17 protein-coding genes are annotated in these 17,687 nt (G+C 70.8%); 12 read left to right on the forward strand and 5 right to left on the reverse strand.

From position 1 onward, the window contains the following. Positions 1-73: 73 nt before the first annotated feature. The gene (locus tag ABYX71_RS04965) at positions 74-406 is read right to left on the reverse strand and encodes a DUF4405 domain-containing protein (protein ID WP_372695398.1); all 333 of its coding nucleotides are present in this window, start codon (positions 404-406) and stop codon (positions 74-76) included. A 176-nt stretch (positions 407-582) separates the two neighbouring features. Between ABYX71_RS04965 and ABYX71_RS04970 the strand changes: the two genes are divergently transcribed. The 11 genes from ABYX71_RS04970 to ABYX71_RS05020 all read left to right on the forward strand — a co-directional run bounded on the left by ABYX71_RS04970 (position 583) and on the right by ABYX71_RS05020 (position 10,762). Then, the gene (locus ABYX71_RS04970) at positions 583-1,506 is read left to right on the forward strand and encodes a branched-chain amino acid transaminase (RefSeq protein WP_372695399.1); all 924 of its coding nucleotides are present in this window, start codon (positions 583-585) and stop codon (positions 1,504-1,506) included. Between the two features lie 19 nt (positions 1,507-1,525). Beyond that, the gene (locus ABYX71_RS04975; protein WP_372695400.1) at positions 1,526-1,732 is read left to right on the forward strand and encodes a zinc-finger domain-containing protein; all 207 of its coding nucleotides are present in this window, start codon (positions 1,526-1,528) and stop codon (positions 1,730-1,732) included. Beyond that, a complete protein-coding gene (waaF, locus tag ABYX71_RS04980; RefSeq protein ID WP_372695414.1) occupies positions 1,722-2,744 on the forward strand; it encodes a lipopolysaccharide heptosyltransferase II in 1,023 nt (340 codons plus the stop codon). Before ABYX71_RS04975 ends, waaF begins: the two co-directional genes overlap by 11 nt. Next, entirely contained in the window at positions 2,741-3,766 is a 1,026-nt protein-coding gene (waaC, locus tag ABYX71_RS04985) for a lipopolysaccharide heptosyltransferase I (protein WP_372695401.1), read from the forward strand. Before waaF ends, waaC begins: the two co-directional genes overlap by 4 nt. Then, positions 3,763-4,875 (forward strand): glycosyltransferase family 4 protein, encoded by a 1,113-nt coding sequence (locus ABYX71_RS04990; RefSeq protein ID WP_372695402.1) that lies wholly within the window; start codon positions 3,763-3,765, stop codon positions 4,873-4,875. The genes waaC and ABYX71_RS04990 overlap by 4 nt, the downstream gene beginning before the upstream one ends. Further along, entirely contained in the window at positions 4,872-5,702 is an 831-nt protein-coding gene (gene rfaP, locus ABYX71_RS04995) for a lipopolysaccharide core heptose(I) kinase RfaP (protein WP_372695403.1), read from the forward strand. Before ABYX71_RS04990 ends, rfaP begins: the two co-directional genes overlap by 4 nt. Beyond that, positions 5,699-6,256, forward strand: coding sequence for a hypothetical protein (locus ABYX71_RS05000; protein WP_372695404.1), 558 nt, complete (start codon positions 5,699-5,701; stop codon positions 6,254-6,256). The genes rfaP and ABYX71_RS05000 overlap by 4 nt, the downstream gene beginning before the upstream one ends. 63 nt (positions 6,257-6,319) lie before the next feature. Further along, complete coding sequence (locus ABYX71_RS05005; protein ID WP_372695405.1) at positions 6,320-7,081, forward strand: lipopolysaccharide kinase InaA family protein; 762 nt, start codon at positions 6,320-6,322, stop codon at positions 7,079-7,081. Beyond that, on the forward strand, positions 7,078-8,820 hold the full coding sequence (locus ABYX71_RS05010; protein ID WP_372695406.1) for a carbamoyltransferase: 1,743 nt from the start codon (positions 7,078-7,080) through the stop codon (positions 8,818-8,820). The genes ABYX71_RS05005 and ABYX71_RS05010 overlap by 4 nt, the downstream gene beginning before the upstream one ends. Next, positions 8,817-9,719, forward strand: coding sequence for a sulfotransferase (locus ABYX71_RS05015; protein ID WP_372695407.1), 903 nt, complete (start codon positions 8,817-8,819; stop codon positions 9,717-9,719). Before ABYX71_RS05010 ends, ABYX71_RS05015 begins: the two co-directional genes overlap by 4 nt. A 56-nt stretch (positions 9,720-9,775) precedes the next feature. Next, positions 9,776-10,762 (forward strand): PdxA family protein, encoded by a 987-nt coding sequence (locus ABYX71_RS05020; RefSeq protein WP_372695408.1) that lies wholly within the window; start codon positions 9,776-9,778, stop codon positions 10,760-10,762. A 17-nt stretch (positions 10,763-10,779) separates the two neighbouring features. On the opposite strand, the gene ABYX71_RS05025 is transcribed toward ABYX71_RS05020, so the two are convergent. Together ABYX71_RS05025 and ABYX71_RS05030 are read right to left on the reverse strand one after the other, a co-directional pair. Next, positions 10,780-11,745, reverse strand: coding sequence for an NAD-dependent epimerase/dehydratase family protein (locus tag ABYX71_RS05025; RefSeq protein ID WP_372695409.1), 966 nt, complete (start codon positions 11,743-11,745; stop codon positions 10,780-10,782). A gap of 52 nt (positions 11,746-11,797) precedes the next feature. Then, positions 11,798-13,369 (reverse strand): class I adenylate-forming enzyme family protein, encoded by a 1,572-nt coding sequence (locus ABYX71_RS05030; RefSeq protein ID WP_372695410.1) that lies wholly within the window; start codon positions 13,367-13,369, stop codon positions 11,798-11,800. A gap of 254 nt (positions 13,370-13,623) precedes the next feature. On the opposite strand from ABYX71_RS05030, the gene ABYX71_RS05035 reads away from it, so the two are divergent. Further along, entirely contained in the window at positions 13,624-13,929 is a 306-nt protein-coding gene (locus ABYX71_RS05035) for a hypothetical protein (protein ID WP_372695411.1), read from the forward strand. A 227-nt stretch (positions 13,930-14,156) separates the two neighbouring features. Here the strand turns inward: ABYX71_RS05035 and ABYX71_RS05040 are convergent, their stop codons facing one another. Beyond that, positions 14,157-15,065: a catechol 2,3-dioxygenase gene (locus ABYX71_RS05040; protein WP_372695412.1), complete on the reverse strand. Its 909-nt coding sequence runs from the start codon at positions 15,063-15,065 to the stop codon at positions 14,157-14,159. A gap of 160 nt (positions 15,066-15,225) precedes the next feature. Continuing rightward, positions 15,226-17,652: a diguanylate cyclase domain-containing protein gene (locus tag ABYX71_RS05045; RefSeq protein WP_372695413.1), complete on the reverse strand. Its 2,427-nt coding sequence runs from the start codon at positions 17,650-17,652 to the stop codon at positions 15,226-15,228. Positions 17,653-17,687: the final 35 nt, after the last annotated feature.

The following is a 17,687-nucleotide window of genomic DNA, read 5'->3' on the forward strand; positions in this document are numbered from 1 at the left end:
CCCCCCGCGGCGATTCCGCGCCGGTGCGTGTGCACGCGTGTGGCGCGGGCACCGCCGGCGCGGTCTGTCGCTGTTATTCCGCCTGCGCGCCCAGCGCGTCCAGCGGCTCGGCGATTTCGGGCGGCAGCTGGTTATTGATGGCCACCGCGTACAGCACCACCAGCAGCGCCACCAGCACACCGCCGGTGATGGCCACCGCGCGGGTGCGCACATAGGCGCGCAGCGCCCGGAAGTTGAGCGCGATGTGCGCCACCATGGCCGCCACCATGACCAGGCCGAACAGCTTGTGCACCGGGTGCATCTGGATGGTGAACGAGGGCCTTTCGATGACAAACATCAAAAGGCCCGAGGTCGACATGGCAATGAACGACACGAACAGCGTGACGGCGACGAGCTTGTAGAACATGGCGGCGCAGCTTCCCTTGGATGGCGACAAAAACTGCGGCAGTTTACCCATGGACCCGGCAGCGGGGGCGACAGCGCCGGCCGGTCAGCGTGTACACTTGCCGGCCGCCGCCGGTCCCTGACCGGGCGGCGTTTTTTGTCTGGCGAAACGACTGATTACAAGCGGAGACTCGTGCCATGGGCATGGAAGATCGGGACGGCGTCATCTGGGTCGACGGGGAAATGGTCCCCTGGCGCGAGGCCAAGGTGCACGTGCTGACCCATTCCCTGCATTACGGCATGGGCGTATTCGAGGGCATGCGCGCCTACAAGACGGACCGCGGCCCGGCGCTGTTTCGCATGCCCGAGCACGTCGAGCGGATGTTCGCCTCGGCGCACATCCTGCAGATGCACATTCCGTTCACCCAGCAGCAGATCGCCGACGCCTGCGTGGCGGCCATTCGCGAGAACAGGCTGGAGGACGGCTACGTGCGTCCGCTGGCGTTCTACGGCTCCGAGGCCATGGGCGTGAGCGCGCCGAACCTGACCGTGCACGTCATCGTCGCGGCCTGGAAGTGGGGTGAGTACCTGGGCGACGGCGCGCTCGAGCGCGGCGTGCGCCTGCGTACCTCGTCCTACGCGCGGCACCACGTGAACGTCACCATGTGCCGCACCAAGGCCACCGGCAACTACATCAACTCCATGCTGGCGCTGCGCGAGGCCCAGGCCTGCGGCTACGACGAGGCGCTGGTGCTGGACGTGGACGGCTTCGTTGCCGAGGGCAGCGGCGAGAACGTGTTCGTCATCCGCAAGGGCGTGATCTACACGCCGGACATCACCTCGGCGCTGGCCGGCATCACCCGCGACACGGTGATGACGCTGGCCGCGGAAGCCGGCTACGAAGTGGTCGAGAAGCGCATCACCCGCGACGAGGTGTACGTCGCCGACGAGGCGTTCTTCACCGGCACCGCCGCCGAGGTGACGCCGATTCGCTCCGTGGACGATCGCCTGATCGGCGAGGGCAAGCCCGGGCCGATCACCCGCGCCCTGCAGGAGCGCTACTTCGCCACCGTCCACGGTCAGCACGACGGCCACCTCGACTGGCTGACCACAATTCAGTGACCGTGCCTGCGAGGCTGCCATGACACGCGAGATTCCCGCCAACGCCGAAAACCGTTACCAGGTCACCGACGCGGATCTGCCGCTGTCGTGCCCGATGCCGGGCATGAGCAAGTGGAATTCCCACCCGCGGGTGTTCCTGCCGATCGCCGAGACCGGCGAGGAAAAGTGCCCCTACTGCGGCGCCGTTTTCATCCTGGTGCGCGAGGCTGGCGACGCTGCTGCCTGACGACGGCGCCGAGGCGGTACTGGTCGTCGGCCCGTCCTGGGTCGGCGACATGGTGATGATCGAGCCGCTGCTGGCCTTGCTCAAGGAACGCCGGCCGGACCGCGCCATCGACGTGCTGGCACCGGCCTGGTCGCGCGCGCTGCTGGCGCGCATGGCGCAGGTGCGCCGCGCCATCGATCTGCCCATCGGTCACGGTGCGCTGGCGCTGGGTCAGCGCCAGCGCATCGGCCGCGCGCTGCGCGGCGGCTACACCGAGGCCATTGTGCTGCCGGGGTCGTGGAAATCGGCGCTGGTGCCGTTCTTTGCCGGTATCCCGCGGCGCACGGGTTTCGTGCGCGAGCTGCGCTTCGGTCTGCTCAACGACATCCGCCGTCTCGACAAGCGCGCCTTGCCGATGACCGTGCAGCGCTTCTGGGCGCTCGGCGCGGCACCCGGCACGCCGCCGCCGGCGCGGCTGGTGCCGCGGCTGCGCAGCGAGGCCGCCACGGTATCCGCCACGCTGGCGACGCTGGGTGTGGATGCGCCGTCGGCGCCGACGCTGGTGCTGTGTCCGGGCGCCGAGTACGGCCCGGCCAAGCGCTGGCCGGCCGAGCATTTCGCCACCGTGGCGCGCCATTACCTGGGTGCCGGCTGGCGGGTGTGGCTGGTCGGTTCGGCCAAGGACGCGCCGGTCACCGCCGCCATCGCCGCGCTGGCCGACGGGTGCGTCGATCTGGCCGGTCGTACGGACCTTGGCCAGGCCTGCGACCTGATCGCCGCCGCCGATCTGGTGATCAGTAACGACAGCGGCCTGATGCACGTCGCGGCGGCCTTCGGGCGGCCGCTGGTGGCGGTGTACGGTTCGTCCGATCCGGGCTTCACGCCGCCCCTGTCCGAGCGGGCGCGGGTGCTTACCCTGCGCCTGCCGTGCAGTCCGTGTTTCAAGCGCGAGTGCCCGCTGGGGCATCTTAAGTGCCTGAACGACCTGTCCCCCGGGCAGGTTCTCGACGCCGCGGGGGCGCTGCGGGCATGAAGCTGCTGCTGGTCAAGACCTCGTCGTTCGGTGACGTGCTGCACGCGCTGCCGGCGCTGACCGAGGCCAAGGCACGGGTGCCGGCGCTGGAGTGTCACTGGGTGGTGGAGGAGGCCTACGCCGACGTTCCGACCTGGCACCCGGCGGTGACGGCCGTGCTGCCGGTGGCCATCCGCCGCTGGCGCCGCACGCCGCTGGCAGCCTGGCGCAGCGGCGAACTGGCAGCCTTTCGGCGCCGCCTGCGCGCGCAGCGCTACGACTGCGTGCTCGACGCCCAGGGCCTGCTGAAGACCGCGCCGGTCACCCTGCTGGCGCGCGGGCCGCGGGTCGGCTTCGACCGGCGCAGTGCCCGCGAGGGCCTGGCAAGCTTCGTCTACGACCGCGCCGTGCCGGTGGACCGGCGCCAGCATGCCGTCGAGCGCCTGCGCGCGCTGTTCGCCGGCGCGCTGGGCTATCCGGTGGCGACCGTCCCGCCCGACTACGGCATCGACCGCGCCCGCCTGCCCGAGCCGCCGCAGCAGGGCGCGTACCTGGTGTTCCTGCACGGCAGCACCTGGCCCAGCAAGCTGTGGCCGGAAAGTCACTGGCGGACACTGATCGCCCGCGCCGGGCAGGCCGGACTGGAGGTGCTGCTGCCGTACGGTGACGCCGCCGAGCGGCAGCGGGCGCAGGCGCTGGCGACCGGCTTTAGCCATGCCCGGGTGCTGCCGCCGCTGGGCCTGGCGCAGCTGGCCGCCACGCTGGCGGCGGCGCATGGCGTGGTGGGCGTGGACAGCGGTCCGACGCACCTGGCCTGCGCGCTGGGCGTGCCGACACTGTCCCTGTACGGTGCCACCGACCCGCAGCTGACCGGCACCTGGGGTCAGCGCCAGCAGCGCGCCCAGGCGCGCTACCCGTGTGCGCCGTGCCTGCGGCGCACCTGCCGCTTCGCGCCCGAGGGGCCGGTGCATCCGCCCTGTTACGGCCAGCTTGACGCGGATACGGTATGGGCGCAGCTGGAGGCGCTGCGGCTGGCGGCATGAAGATTGCCTTTTGCCTGTTCAAGTATTTCCCGTACGGCGGCATGCAGCGCGACGCGCTGCGCATCGCCCGGCTGCTGCTGGCGCGTGGTCATCGTGTCGAGTTCTTTGCCCTCGAGTGGCACGGGCCGCGCGACCCGCAGCTGCCGGTGCACCTGCTGCCTGAGCGCGGGCTGAGCAACCACCGCCGTTACGCGCGTTTCGCCCAGGCCCTTGCCGAGGCCGCGCGCGGGTTCGATGGCCGGGTCGGCTTCAATCGCATGCCGGGTCTGGATGTCTACTACGCGGCCGACAGCTGCTTTGCGGCGCGCATGGCGCAGCGGGCGTTCTGGCACCGCCTGTCACCGCGCTACCGCGCCTTTCTGGCGGCCGAGGGGGCGGTGTTCGGCCCGGCCGCGCGCACGCACATCCTGGCCATCTCGGCGGGCGAGGCACGGCGCTACCAGGCCGCCTGGGGCACGCCCGCGCAGCGCTTCCATCACCTGCCGCCGGGCATCACGCCGGACCGGCGCGCCGGTCCGGACGCGGCCGCGCTGCGCGCCGATCTGCGGGCCGAGTTCGGCATCGGCGAGGACGAACTGCTGTTGCTGGCGGTCGGGTCCGGCTTTCGAATGAAGGGACTGGACCGCAGCGTGCGTGCGCTGGCGGCCCTGCCGGCCGACCTGCGCGCCCGCACCCGGCTGATCGCCATCGGCCGTGACAAGCCGGCCGGGTATCTGCGCCTGGCGCGGCGGCTGGGGGTGGCCGACCGCTTCACCATCCTGCCCGGCCGCGACGATGTGCCGCGCTTCCTGCAGGGGGCGGACCTGTTCGTGCATCCGGCGCGCTACGAGAACACCGGCGCGGTGCTGATCGAGGCGGTGGTGGCGGGGCTCCCGGTGCTGGCGAGCGGGGCCTGCGGCTATGCCGAGCACGTGACCGCCAGCGGTTGTGGCCGGGTGCTGGACGAGCCGTTTTCCCAGCGCGCCTTCGATGTCGCGCTGGCGCAGGCGCTCGGTGGCGCGGTGCGCGCCGCCTGGCGTGACGCCGGCATCGCCTACGGGCAGGCGCAGGACCTGTGGCACCTGCACGCGCGGGCGGCGGATGTCATCGAGCAGGTGCTGTCGTCGTGACGCTGTACCTGGAGCCGTCGCTGCGCCAGGTGCTGGGTGCCGATGCCTTCGACGCGCTGATGAATCTGTCCGGCGAGAGCTACCGCCGCGGCCCGGGTCGTCAGACGCTGCGGGTCCAGATCGGTGGCCAGGCGTACTTCCTGAAGCGTCACCACGGCGTCGGCTGGCGCGAGATCTTCAAGAACCTGCTGCAACTGCGCCTGCCGGTGCTGGGTGCCGCCACCGAGGCGCGCGCCATCGCCCGGCTGGAACGGCTGAACGTGCCCACCATGCACTGCGCCGGCTGGGGCGAGCGCGGGCGCAATCCGGCACGCCGCCAGTCGTTCGTGCTCACCCGGGCGCTCGACGACACGGTGAGCCTGGAGGATTTTTGCGCCGGCTGGGGGCAGCGCCGGCACTGGACAGCCGGGCAGCTGGTGCTCAAGCGCCAGTTACTGCAACAGCTGGCCGACACTGCGCGCTGCCTGCACGCGCACGGGGTGAATCATCGCGATTTCTACCTGTGTCATTTCCTGCTGCGGCGCGACAGTCCGGGCCTGACGCAGCCCGGCGGGCGGCTCGACCTGCACCTGATCGACCTGCACCGGGTACAGCAGCGCCGGCACACGCCACGGCGCTGGCAGGTCAAGGACCTGGCCGGTCTGTACTTCTCGGCGCTCGACGCCGGACTGACGCGCCGCGACTGTTTCCGCTTCATGCGCCGCTATGGCGCCACGCCCCTGCGCGAGCAGCTGCGCCGCCCGCTGTGGCGCGCGGTGAGCCGGCAGGCGGCGTTCCTGTACCACAAGGCGCATGGGCGCCGGCCGCGCCTGCCGGTGCCGCTGTGAGCGACCTGCCCGCGCTGCCGCTGCACATCGCGCTGCCCGGCCTGGGCGGGCTGCGCTGCGAGCGTGCGCTGCGCCTGCTGCCGGGTCGGCGCTGGACCCTGGCCGGGGTCCTCGAGGGCGACCGGCGGGCGGTGGTGGCCAAGCTGTTCCTGCGCTGTCGGGGCGGGCAGCGGCATTTCGAGCGCGAGCGTGCCGGGCTGATGGCGCTGCACGGGCGCGGCGTTGCCGCGCCGCAGCTGCTGTACGCGGGACCGGTCGACGCGCCGGCCGGCTGGCTGGTGCTGACCGCCGCGCTCGACGGCACGCCGGCCGACCGCCTGGGCGAGGCGGCCCGCGCGCCGGTGTTGCGCGCGGTGGCGGCGCAGCATGCGGCCGGCATCGAACAGACCGATGCGCACCTGGCGAACTTTCTGGTCGACGGGGACGTGGCCTGGACGCTCGACGGTGCCGGCATACGCGCCCATGCCGCACCGCTGCAGACCGGGCGGGCGCGGCGCAACCTGGCCGTCTGGCTGGCGCAGTGGCCGCCGGGCGGTGCCACGCCGCCGTGGTAGGCCTACTGCACGGCGCGGGCCGACGGCCGCCTGCCCGGCGATGCGCCGGCGCTGTCGCGCGCCGTGGCGCAGGCCCGGCGCCGGCGCGAGCAGCGCCTGCTGACCAAGGTGCTGCGCAGTTGCGGTGCGGTGGCGGTGACGCCGGGCTGGCGCCGTTTCGTCGCCGTGACACGGCCTGCCGACACGCCGGCGCTGCGCGCCGTGCTGGCCGATCCTGACGCCGCGCTGGCCGCGCCGGACTCGCAGTGGCTCAAGCGCGGCAACAGTGCCAGCGTGGTGCGGCTGTCGGTCGACGGCCGGCCTGTGGTCGTCAAACGCTACAATCTGAAGAGCCTGGCGCACCGCCTGCGACGCTTCTGGCGTCCCAGCCGGGCCTGGCACAGCTGGCGCAACGCGCACCGCCTGACGTTGTGGGGTGTTCCCACGCCGCCGCCGGTGGCGCTGCTGGAATGCCGGTTCGGGCCGCTGCGCGGACGCGCCTACTATCTGAGTGAAGCCGTGGCAGGGGAGACCCTGGGCACGGTGCTGCCGGCGGCCGACGCGGCCCGCCGCGCGCGGTTGCTGGCGCGCCTGTGTGCGCTGCTGGCCATCCTGGAACGCCTGCGTCTGACGCATGGCGACCTCAAAGCCACCAACCTGCTGGTCGACCCGGAAGATCAATTGATGCTGCTGGACCTGGACGCCCTGCGCCGCCACCGTCGGCGGGCCGCGTTTGAGCGTGCCTTCGCGCGCGACCTGGCGCGACTGCGCGCCAACTGGAACGACGATGCCGACCTGCTGGCGGCGCTGGACCGGGCGCTGGCCGACGCGGGGCTGGCGCGATGATCGTCCTTGGACTGTCCGGCGCGGTCAGCCACGACGCGTCCGCCGCGCTGCTGGTCGACGGCGAGCTGGTGGCGGCGGCCGAGGAAGAGCGGTTCATTCGCGACAAGCACGCCAAGGGCCGTCAGCCGGCCGAAGCGGCGCTTTTCTGCCTGCGCCAGGCCGGCATCCGGCCCGAGCAGGTGGACGCTGTCGCCTACCCGTACGCGCCCATCGGCCTGGGCTCGCCGGCGCGCTGGCACTACGCCGCACGTCACTGGTACGCGCCGGACCGGGCCCTGACCGCACTGTTTGCCGGCAACCGGCGGTTCACGCGCAACCGTCGCCGGGCGCTGGCCATGCTGGGCGGGCTCGGTTTCGAGAATGCCGGCGCGCGCTTCGTGCCGGTGGAGCATCACCTCACGCATGCGTCGAGCGCCTATCACCTGTCCGGTTTCGACGGGAAGGTGGCGATTCTCGGCATCGACGGTCGCGGCGAGTACGCGACCACGTTCTTCGGCTACGGCGAGGCCGGGCGCATCCACACGCTTGCCGAGTTCTACGAGCCCGATTCGCTCGGCGGCCTGTACGGCGCCATCACCGAGTACCTCGGTTTCGAGATGCTGGACGGCGAGTTCAAGGTGATGGGCATGGCGCCGTACGGCGACCCGGAACGCTTCGACCTGTCGCGCCTGCTGCGCAGCGACGGGCGGCGGCTGCGGGTCAACAACCGGCTGGTCAACGTGGTCGGCCTGCGCCGTTACAAGCGCGCCGGCAAGGGCTATTTCTTCAGTCCGAGGCTGGTCGACTGGCTGGGGCCGCCGCGCGAGGGCGACGCCATCGACGAGCCGTACATCCATTACGCCGCGGCCGTACAGAAGCTGCTCGAAGACACCGTGCTGCGGCTGGTCGAGACGCACCTTGGCCCGACATTGGCGCAGGGCGGCACGCTGGCCTATGCCGGCGGCGTGGCGCTGAACGTGAAGCTCAACCAGCGCCTGATGGCCCTGCCCGACGTGCAGCGGCTGTTCGTGCAGCCCGCGGCGGGCGATGCCGGCACCGCGCTGGGCGCGGCCACCTACGTTGCCGCCGGCGCCGGTGACACCGTGCAGCCCATGCGTCACGCGTACCTGGGGCCCGCCTACAGCACCGACGAGTGCCTTGCCGCCTGCGCCGCGCATCCGTCCCGGCCTCACTACCGCCGTCTCGACGACACGGTCACCACCGCGGCGGACATTCTGGCCGCCGGCAATCCGCTGGCCTGGCTGCAGGGGCGCATGGAATTCGGCCCGCGCGCGCTGGGCAACCGCAGCATCCTCGGCAATCCGTCGTTTCCGGGCGTTGCCGAGCGTATCAACGCGCAGATCAAGTACCGTGAACGCTGGCGCCCGTTCTGCCCGTCGGTGTCGGACCGGGTGGCGGCGGACATCATCGGCACCGACCATCCGGCGCCGTACATGACGTTCACCTTCGACGTGGCGCCGCAGTGGAAGGCGCGCATCCCGGAAGTGGTGCACGAGGACGGCACCGCGCGGGTGCAGATCGTCAGCGCCGACACCAACCCGCGCTACCACGCGCTGCTGGATGCGATGGCCGAGCGCACCGGCAATGCCGTGCTGCTGAACACGTCGCTGAACCGGCGCGGCGAGCCGATGGTGTGCTCGCCCAGGGACGCGCTCGACATGTTCTTCGGCTGCGACCTCGAGTACCTGATCATGGAAGATGTGCTGGTCACCAAGCCCGGCGTCGGTGGCGAGGGATGACCGGCATCGTGTTCGTGGTCGGCGCCAGTCGCAGCGGCAGCACGCTGCTCGAGCGCCTGCTGAACGAGCTGCCGGGCATGCTGTCGGTCGGCGAGCTGATGCGCGTCTGGCAGCGCGGGGTGGTCGAGAACCAGCTGTGCAGTTGCGGCCAGGTGTTCCACGACTGCCCGTTCTGGAGCGCCGTGCTGCAACGCCTGGAATCCGGTACCGACGCCGCCGGCGCCAACGCCGCGGACGTGCTCAGTCGCAGCGTCTACAAGGCCGGTCTTGGCACCCCGCCAGCGGCCCAGCACCAGGCCTTTCTCGCTCTGTGGGGCGCGCTGTTCCGGGCCATCGCCGAGGTCGGCGGTGCCCGTTGGCTGGTCGACTCGTCCAAGGACCCGGCGTACGCGGCGCAGCTGGCCGGGCTGCCCGGCGTCGACACCCGTTATGTGCATCTGGTGCGCGACGCGCGGGCGGTGGCGCACTCCAAGGGGCGGCGCCGTCGGCGGCCGGAAATTCACTGGCGCCCGGCCTACATGGCACGCCGTTCGGCCTGGGACAGCGCCGGCAGCTGGAACGCCACCCAGCGCCTGGCGGAACAGGCCAGGGCACAGCTGGGCCGGCCCTGGCGGCAGCTGCGTTACGAGGACCTGGCGACCGACCCGCAGGCCACGCTGCGCGGGATGATCGAGTGGCTGGAGCTGCCTGTCGTCGGCGACGCGGCCCTGGATTTCGTGCGCGACGGGGTGGCCCAGGTACGGCCGGGCCATTCGGTGTCCGGCAATCCCATGCGCTTCAACCACGGCGAACTGGCGGTCACGGCCGATCTGGAATGGCGACGCGCCATGCCGGCCCTGAGCCGGTGGGCGGTGACCGTGCGCAGTTACCGGGGCCTGCGCCGCTACGGGTATCTTTAGGGGCTGCCGGGCCGCGCCTGGCGACGGCGTCCTGAAAGAACGAACGAGGAGGGGGCATGACACCGGTAGTGGCGACGGTGATCGGCGACCCGTGCGGCATCGGGCCCGAGGTGGTGCTCAAGGCGCTGGCCGATGGGCAGGGACGGCGTGACGCCCGGACGCTGCTGATCGGCAGCCGGGCGGCGCTGGAAAAAACCCGTGCCGCCTGTGGCATCGACATCGCGCTGCGCGCGGTGGACACCGCCGCCGCCGCGCGGTTCGAGCCGGGCGTCATCGACGTGCTGGACGCGTTTGCGCTCGACCCCGCCGACGTCGTGTTCGGACAGGCCTCGGCCGCCTGCGGCGAGGCGGTGCTGCACTGGCTCGACACCGCCGAGCGCCTTGGCCGCGCCGGCACCGTGCAGGCCACCATCATGGCGCCCATCGACAGCACGGCGCTGCGCCTGACCGGCAGACTCGAGGACCTCGACGACCTGCAGCCGGCCGGCAGCTGGTTGCTGCGCGTCAGCGGTGGCCTGCGCGTGGTGCCCATCGCCGAGCACGTGCTGATGCGCGACGTGCCGGCCACCGTGACGCAGGCGAGCGTGCTGACGCTGCTGCGTGTGCTGGCCGGCACGCTCGAACGGTTTGGCCTTCGCAGGCCGCGCATCGCCGTGGCAGGGCTGAACCCGCACGCCATGGGCCCCGAGGAGCGCGAGCAGCTGCGTCCGGCCATCGCACAGGCCCGCGCCGACGGCATCGATGCCCGGGGGCCGGTGTCGCCGGACGCGGTGTTTCGTCAATGTATCGAGGGCCGGCACGACGCGGTGGTGTCCATGTACCACGACCAGGGGCAGATCGCCGTCAAGACGGCCGTGTTCGAGGGCGCCTGCTCCATCTACATCGGCCTGCCGTACGTGCACCTGTCGATTCCCCACGGCAGCGCGTACGACATCGCCGGCAAGGGCATCGCCCAGCATCAGAGCATGGCGGCGGCCCTGCGCACCGCCGCCTCGCTGGCGGCCGGACACGGTTTCCCCGGAGCACCCGCCGGGCAACACTGACGCGGCGCCATCGCGGTTCAATCCGGATAGCGCTGCGGGTGGGCGGCGAGCTCGGCCAGGAAGTCGTCCAGCATGGCATCCGTGTCGTAAGCCGGGTTCCAGCCCCATTCCTCGCGCGCGAACCGGTCGTCGACGGGCTTCATCAGCCGGTCGATGAAGGCCTGGCGCTGCGGGTCGACCCTGAAGTCGATGCGCGCGCCCGGCACCCGGGCGCGCACGGCGTCCGCTAGCTGTTCGGCGCTCGGTGTCGGCGGTACGCCGTTGATCAGGTAGTTGAACTGGACCAGGCGCTCGCGTGGCGCGCGCGCGAGCGCCAGCACGCCGGCGGCGGCGTCCCTGACGTACACGATGGGCACCCGCGTGTGCGGGGCGACTTCAATGGTGTACGGGCGGCCCTTGGCGCATTCCTCGACCACCCAGGAATGGAACTGCGCCGCGCCCGGCGTGCGCACGCCGGGGCCGCAGATGCCGGGAAAGCGGATGCCGCGGAAATCGAGCCCGTAGCGGTGGCGGTAAAAATTGCCGGCGCCCTCGCCGAACAGCTTGGCCGTGCCATAGAACGACAGCGGCCGCTGCACGGTGAGGTCGTCGATGTGCGGGCCGGTCATGCCAAGGCCGTAGGTGCCGATGCTGCTGGCGAACAGCACCTGCGGCACGTCCAGGATGCGCGCCGCCTCGAGCACGTTGAAGGTGCCGTTGACGTTGGCGTGCATGGCCGCCGAGGGGTCGAGATCGGACGCGGTCGACAGGATGGCGCCGAGGTGAAAGATCGCCTGCGGCCGGGCGGTCTTGACCGCATCCAGTACGTGGCTGATGTTGCCGACATCGCCCCGTATCAGCGTGACCCGGTCGGCGACGTCCGCCAGGCGCCGCTGCGAGCCGCTGACGTGAAACACGGTGATGTCATGGCCGCCTTCGGCGACCAGCTGGCGTACGACCTCGGCACCGATGAAGCCGGTGCCGCCGGTGATCAGGACGCGCATGCGTGTTCTCCTTGTGATGTCCGGGGTGATGCCCGGGGGTCGTGTGCGTGGGTCAGGCGCCGGTCGCCAGCTGGCGCAGGGCCCGCCGGTTGGTCTTGCCGCTGTTGCCGCGCGGCAGTTCCTCGAGGAATTGGTACGCCCGCGGGCGCTGGTAGCCGGGCAGGTCCGAGTCGGCCACGTGGCTGTCGAGCGCCGCCTCGTCGAGGGCCGGGTCCTTGCGCACCACGAACGCCACGATGCGCTGGCCCCAGTCCGGGTCCGGCAGGCCGACCACGGCCGCCTCGGCCACGTCGGGGTGGGCCAGCAGCACGTTCTCGACCGGCCCCGGCATGACGTTGATGCCGCCGGAGATGATCATGTCGTCGACCCGGCCGCGCACGTACAGGTAGCCGTCGGCATCGAAGCTGCCCAGATCCCCCGAGCGCCACCAGGGGCCCTGGAACTTCTCCCGCGACAGCGGTGGATCGCACCAGAACTCCCGTGCCACCGACGGACCGGCGATGAGGATCTCGCCTTCCTCGCCCGGCGGGAGCTCGTCGTCCGGGCTGCCGCCGATGGCCACCACGCGCACCTCGGAGTTCAGCAGGGGCTTGCCGACGCTCTCGATCTTGTCGGCCCGCTCGAGGTCCTGGGGGAACATGGCGGTGCCGCCGGACACGCCCGTTTCGGTGGTGGAGTAGCAGTTGATGACGTGCGGTGCGATGCGCCGGCGGATGGCCGCCAGCGTCGGCAGGTCCATCACCTCGCCGGCGAAGCCGACCTGACGCAGCGAACTCAGGTCGTAGTTTTCCACCGCCTCGCGCAGCAGCAGGCGCCACATGGTCGGCACCAGCAGCAGGTTGGTCAGGCGTTCCTCGGCCACCGTTCGCAGTACGCGCTTGGGGTCCCAGTGGTCGTGGAACACCTGGCGGGCGCCGATGTTGAAGTAGGGCAGGGCGAGGTTGGCCCAGCCCATGAAGGACGTGGTGAACATGTTCAGCGTGCTGCTGTGCGGCGTAAGACCAAACGGGTACACCGCGGCGCGGCAGCTTTCCACCAGCTTGGCGTGGGTGTGCAGCACGCCCTTGGGGAGGCCGGTGGTGCCGGAAGTGAGCACGATGGCGGCCAGGTCGTGGCCGGCCAGCGCCATCGGCTCGAAATCGAGCGGGTAGCGGTCGAGGTCGTCCGGGATGACCGGCTCGTCGCCGTGGCGGACATGCTCCGGCGGCGTGGCCTCGCTCGTGGCGCGCACGTAGCCGGTGATCAGCGGCACCTGGGCGCGGATCTGCGCCACCTGCCCGGCGAAGGCGCCGTCGTAGATCAGCGCCCGCGGCGAGAGGCGCTCGATGGTCTTGACCAGGATCGGCAGCTTCTCGCGCACGTGCAGCGCCACCGGCACGGCGCCGAGTTCCCAGCAGCCGTACAGGGCGATCGGGTGGATGGTGGACGGCAGCATCATCAGGGCGACGCGATCGCCCTTGCGCACGCCCAGGCGGAACAGCAGCGAAGCGGTCTGCCGGGCGCGTTCGAGCATCTGCCGGTAGGTATAGCGGTGCTGGCTGTCGACCAGCGCCTCGCTGTCGGCGTGGTGGCGCGCGGTGCGGTGCAGCGCCTGGCGCAGGGTGGGGCCGCGGGACTCGGGCATGGGACTCCTCCGATGGCCGGCTGTGGCTGGCTCTTTGTGATGCGGTGGCCCGAACCTCGTGTCGCGGCGGCTCACCCCACTGTGCCGGGCCTGGCGACGGCGCGGGCCGCGCGCCATGTCCGGCGACAACTCATCCCTGATTGCGTTGTCTAGCATACTGCCGGTGGCGCGCCGTGATGCCAGTGCGCGCTACCATCGCCGCAGTTTCCCGGGTGTGTCCGGCCAGCGGCCGGGCGTGGGTGGAGGACAGGCGCATGCGTGCGGTGTATCTGACAGGTTTGCTTGCGATGGCCGGCGCGGTGCTGCCGGTGACGGTGTGGGCGCATGACTGCGTGGTGACCGGCGGTTACGCGCAGTGCGACGACGGCACCACGTATACCTACCAGGATGGCGCGGTGATCGGCTCGGACGGGACCACGGTGATCCGCACCCCGGACGGGGTGTACATCGGTCACCGTCACCCGTCGGGATGGCGGGCGCCGGTGGCGCCCGACCCGCGCCTGGACGACCAGGCCCATCCGGGCTGCAAGCGGATGAACGGCCGCGAGGTGTGCGGCTGACGGCGCCGGGCTTACCGGCGCAAGCATAAAAAAGGTGGCGTCCCCACTCCCCCACAGATCAGGGACGCCACCCCACCCCCTGGACCGCGGCGCGGCCGCCTGGGATGCACGAGACCGCCGCTGGCGGCGGTGGACACTTGCCGGCTCCTGCGGGCCGGCACGGGAGAATCATTCCATGCCGGTGCCGGCCGACCCTTGATGCCGGTCAACCGGTGTCGATGGATGCCTCAGGTCAGGGCCTGGCCGAAGCTCGGGATCATTTCCCGGCCGTGGAAGAAGATGGCGCGCGCCGCCTCGTCCTCGGTCCAGGTCACTACCTCGTTGTCGTAGTAGGGGAAGGTGCCGCCGGCGTAGGTCTCGTTGCGGTTGCCGGATGGGTCGAAGAAGTAGGTGGTCAGGCCGCGCGTGAGGCCGTGACGGGACGGCGTCAGCTCGGTGCGCACGCGGTGGCGCGACTGCAGGTCGGCCGCGCGCAGCACGTCGTCCCAGGTCTCGACGTAGAAGCCGACGTGGTGCAGCTTGCCGTTCGGGCCCTTGATGAAGGCGATGTCGTGCGCCTTGTTGGTGACGTGCATGAACGTCGCCAGCAGGCCGCCCTCCCTGTTGACGAGGCGCTCGCTCTGGTGGAAGTCGAGTCCTTCCACGAAAAACCGCGTCACGCCCTCCAGGTCCTCGCCGGTCAGCAGCACGTGGTCGAAGCGGTTCACGCCGACGCCGCGGCGGTCATCCGGCCACGGCTCCGGGTTGGTGTCGCCGACCGCGATGCCGACCCGTTCCATCTGCTGGTAGAACTCGATGCGGTGGCCGGTCGCCAGGGTGGTGGCGAGTGCCTCGCCCTCGCCGGTGCGGCGGCCGGCCGACACCCCCGGCACGGGAAACCCGAACTGCTCGCACACGCGCTCGATACGGGCCAGGTCGTCCGGGAAGCGCACCTTGAAGGCCAGGTGGTCGAGGCCGGCGCGGTCGCTTTCCCTGAGGATCACGCTGTGGTGGTCGTACTCGTCCCAGCCCTTGAAGAAGGCCTCGCCGGGCGCGCTGGCGGTTTCGGTCAGACCCAGGAAGTCGCCGTAGTGGCGGCGTGCCTCGTCCAGGTCCAGGACGTTGATGGCCACTTTGCCGATACGCAGGATGCCCATGTCGAAATCCCGTACTTGGCTTGCCGATGCAAGCGGACGGCGGCCATTGTGTGTGGCTGTCGCGGCGGTGGATTGACGGGTGTCAAGGCGTGGTCATGCCGGGGCGATCGGGTCGGGCGACGTGGTGCGGGACTGTCCGGAGACGCGGACTTACTGCGGGTTATGGGGGGGGCGTCATGGGAGTGTGCGGGCCCCGTGTGGTGTGTCGATACGGCGTGACGTTGCCGGCCTGCTGCAGTATCTGCGGGGTCGGCTGCGCATCGTCGGGGACGTGCACGTGATAGCGGTTCTTGCCGGTCTGCTTGGCCTCGTACATGGCGTGATCGGCGTGACGCAACAGCTGATCGGCGCTCAGAGCCTCCGGTTGAGGGTATAGCGCCACGCCGATGCTGGCGGTGACGTGCAGAACCCGGTCGTCCATGACCACGGGCGCTGCGGCGGCTGCCAGCAGGCGCTCGATCATTGGCCGGCAGTCGGTGTCCTGCTGCAGGCCCGTGAGTACCGCGACGAATTCGTCGCCGCCCAGGCGCGCCAGTGTGTCGCCCTCGCGGATGGCCTCCTTCATCCGTTCGGCAATGCTGATCAGGAGCCGGTCGCCGAACGCGTGGCCGTGGGAGTCGTTGATGGCCTTGAAGCCGTCCAGGTCGATGTACGCCACCGCCAGCTGGGTCTCGAGACGGCCGGTGTGGGCCATGGCCTGCTGCAGGCGGTCCGCGAACAGCGCGCGGTTCGGCAGTCCGGTCAGCACGTCGTGGTAGGCGATGTGCTCGAGCTGGGCCTGCTGTGCCTTCAGCTGCGATATGTCGGTGAGGACGGCGATGCGGTGCGCGCCCTGGCCGTCGGCGTCGTGCGCGATGTTGACGCTCAGCGTCGCCGTGTAGGTGCTGCCGTCGTCGCGTCGTCCGCACAGTTCGCCGTGCCAGTGGCCGTGTTCGTCCAGGCTGCGTCGCAGGCTGTCCAGCGACTCGCCGCCCAGGTAGTCGATGCTCAGCTCATGGGTGTAACGCCCAACCACGTCGGCATCGTCCGGGTAGCCGATGATGCGCAAGAACGCCTTGTTCACCGCCAGGATGCGGCCGTCGGGGGCGGCGATGAGAACGCCTTCGCCGGCGAAGGTGAAGACACTGGCGGCGATGTTCAGCCAGCGCTGATTCTCGCGCTCGACCGTGACGTCGCGCGCCAGCACAAGAAACCGCGGCGTCGTGTTGGCGCTGGTGACCGCGCTCACGGACAGATCGACCCGACGTGTTCCGGTGGGGCCTTCGAGCGCGATCTCGACGCCTCTTACCAGGCCGCACTCGGCGGCCTGCTGCAGCGCGCCCATGACGTGTTCGGCAACTTCCGGTGGCACCAGTTGGTCGACCTTGTGACCGACCATGTGATGCGGGTCGATGCTGGTTTTCATGTCACTGCTGGCCCACACGCGCTGTACCAGGCCGTTGGTGTCGATCTCGAACACCGGAAACGGCATCGCCGTGAGCAAGGCCCGTTGCTGGGCGACCAGGGCAGCGAGGGTTTCGCCGCTGCGTTTGAGCGCACGGTTACGCGAGATCGCCAGGGCCAGCAGCGCCAGCACGCTTGCGCCGGCAATGCCCAGCGCCAGCAGCGTTGGCCAGTGGCGTTCCCACAGGGTGTGCCAGGTCAGGGCCACTGGCTGGTCGTACGGTGGCAGGCGCAGGGTGCGCAGGAGTTCCTCGACCGCCACGTAGTCGGCCGGCGGTGAAAAGCCGGCAATGCCGGCGGCGCGCGCGGCCGGATGCGTGGCGTCCAGTCTGAGTGCCGCGGCGGTCAGCTGCCGCGCGGTGTCCTGGTCCACCTGGGGCATGGCCACCAGCGGCCATTCCGGGTACAGCGGGGTCGATACCGGGAACGGAAAATCGGCCAGTGCCTGCTGGTTGATGACCGCCAGGCGCGCCGCATCCAGGCGCCGCTCGTCAACCAGCGATTCCAGGATGCCGGTGCGCACGAAACCGGCGTCCGCCGAGCCTTCCAGCACGGCCGTCACCACGGCGTCGTACGTGTCGACGATCTCCATCCGGATGGAGTTGCCGCGACGGCCGCCGGTCCGGTCGGTGTCGGGGCTGGCGGACAGCGACAGCGGTGGCATCTTCAGCCCGGCGTTGATCAGCTCGCGCATCGGTGCCTGAAAGCCCCCGAGTGCCCATTGGCCCAGCACGGCGACGCGCCGGCCTCGCAGGTCTGTGAGGGCGCGGATGTCGCTGCGTCCGGCGCGCACGATGATGACGCCGCCCTGATGGGTGGTTGCCTTGTCGTCGTGCACGCCACGCAGCGTGGCCAGCACGCTGCTCAGGCTGCTGCGCCGTCGAAGCAACAGATAGGAGCCGGGATTGGTCAGCACCAGGTCGACCCGGTGCTGCGCCAGCGCCTGTTGCATCCGGTCGTGCGTCAGCACCTCCAGCTGCACGGTGGTGTCACCGAGCTGCTCCGACAGGTAGTCGGCGAGGGGCTGATACTGGGCCCGCACCACCGGCGCAGGGCGCACTGCCAGCACGCCCAGCGTCAGGTGCTGGGCGCCCTGCGCGACACCGGCGAGCAGCGCCAGCGCCAAAGTCAGGCAGCATCGCATCACGAGCCGTATTCCCCCGCCGGAGGGAGGTAGTC

Origin of the sequence: Immundisolibacter sp. (assembly GCF_041625615.1) — a bacterium.
Classification (GTDB): domain Bacteria; phylum Pseudomonadota; class Gammaproteobacteria; order Immundisolibacterales; family Immundisolibacteraceae; genus Immundisolibacter.

Bases quoted from the DNA above. Each gene is read 5' to 3' on its own strand.
- ABYX71_RS04965 (WP_372695398.1), bottom strand. From the start codon at position 406: ATGTTCTACAAGCTCGTCGCCGTCACGCTGTTCGTGTCGTTCATTGCC.
- ABYX71_RS04970 (WP_372695399.1), top strand. From the start codon at position 583: ATGGGCATGGAAGATCGGGACGGCGTCATCTGGGTCGACGGGGAAATG.
- ABYX71_RS04975 (WP_372695400.1), top strand. From the start codon at position 1,526: ATGACACGCGAGATTCCCGCCAACGCCGAAAACCGTTACCAGGTCACC.
- waaC (WP_372695401.1), top strand. From the start codon at position 2,741: ATGAAGCTGCTGCTGGTCAAGACCTCGTCGTTCGGTGACGTGCTGCAC.
- ABYX71_RS04990 (WP_372695402.1), top strand. From the start codon at position 3,763: ATGAAGATTGCCTTTTGCCTGTTCAAGTATTTCCCGTACGGCGGCATG.
- ABYX71_RS05010 (WP_372695406.1), top strand. From the start codon at position 7,078: ATGATCGTCCTTGGACTGTCCGGCGCGGTCAGCCACGACGCGTCCGCC.
- ABYX71_RS05015 (WP_372695407.1), top strand. From the start codon at position 8,817: ATGACCGGCATCGTGTTCGTGGTCGGCGCCAGTCGCAGCGGCAGCACG.
- ABYX71_RS05020 (WP_372695408.1), top strand. From the start codon at position 9,776: ATGACACCGGTAGTGGCGACGGTGATCGGCGACCCGTGCGGCATCGGG.
- ABYX71_RS05025 (WP_372695409.1), bottom strand. From the start codon at position 11,745: ATGCGCGTCCTGATCACCGGCGGCACCGGCTTCATCGGTGCCGAGGTC.
- ABYX71_RS05030 (WP_372695410.1), bottom strand. From the start codon at position 13,369: ATGCCCGAGTCCCGCGGCCCCACCCTGCGCCAGGCGCTGCACCGCACC.
- ABYX71_RS05035 (WP_372695411.1), top strand. From the start codon at position 13,624: ATGCGTGCGGTGTATCTGACAGGTTTGCTTGCGATGGCCGGCGCGGTG.
- ABYX71_RS05040 (WP_372695412.1), bottom strand. From the start codon at position 15,065: ATGGGCATCCTGCGTATCGGCAAAGTGGCCATCAACGTCCTGGACCTG.
- ABYX71_RS05045 (WP_372695413.1), bottom strand. From the start codon at position 17,652: ATGCGATGCTGCCTGACTTTGGCGCTGGCGCTGCTCGCCGGTGTCGCG.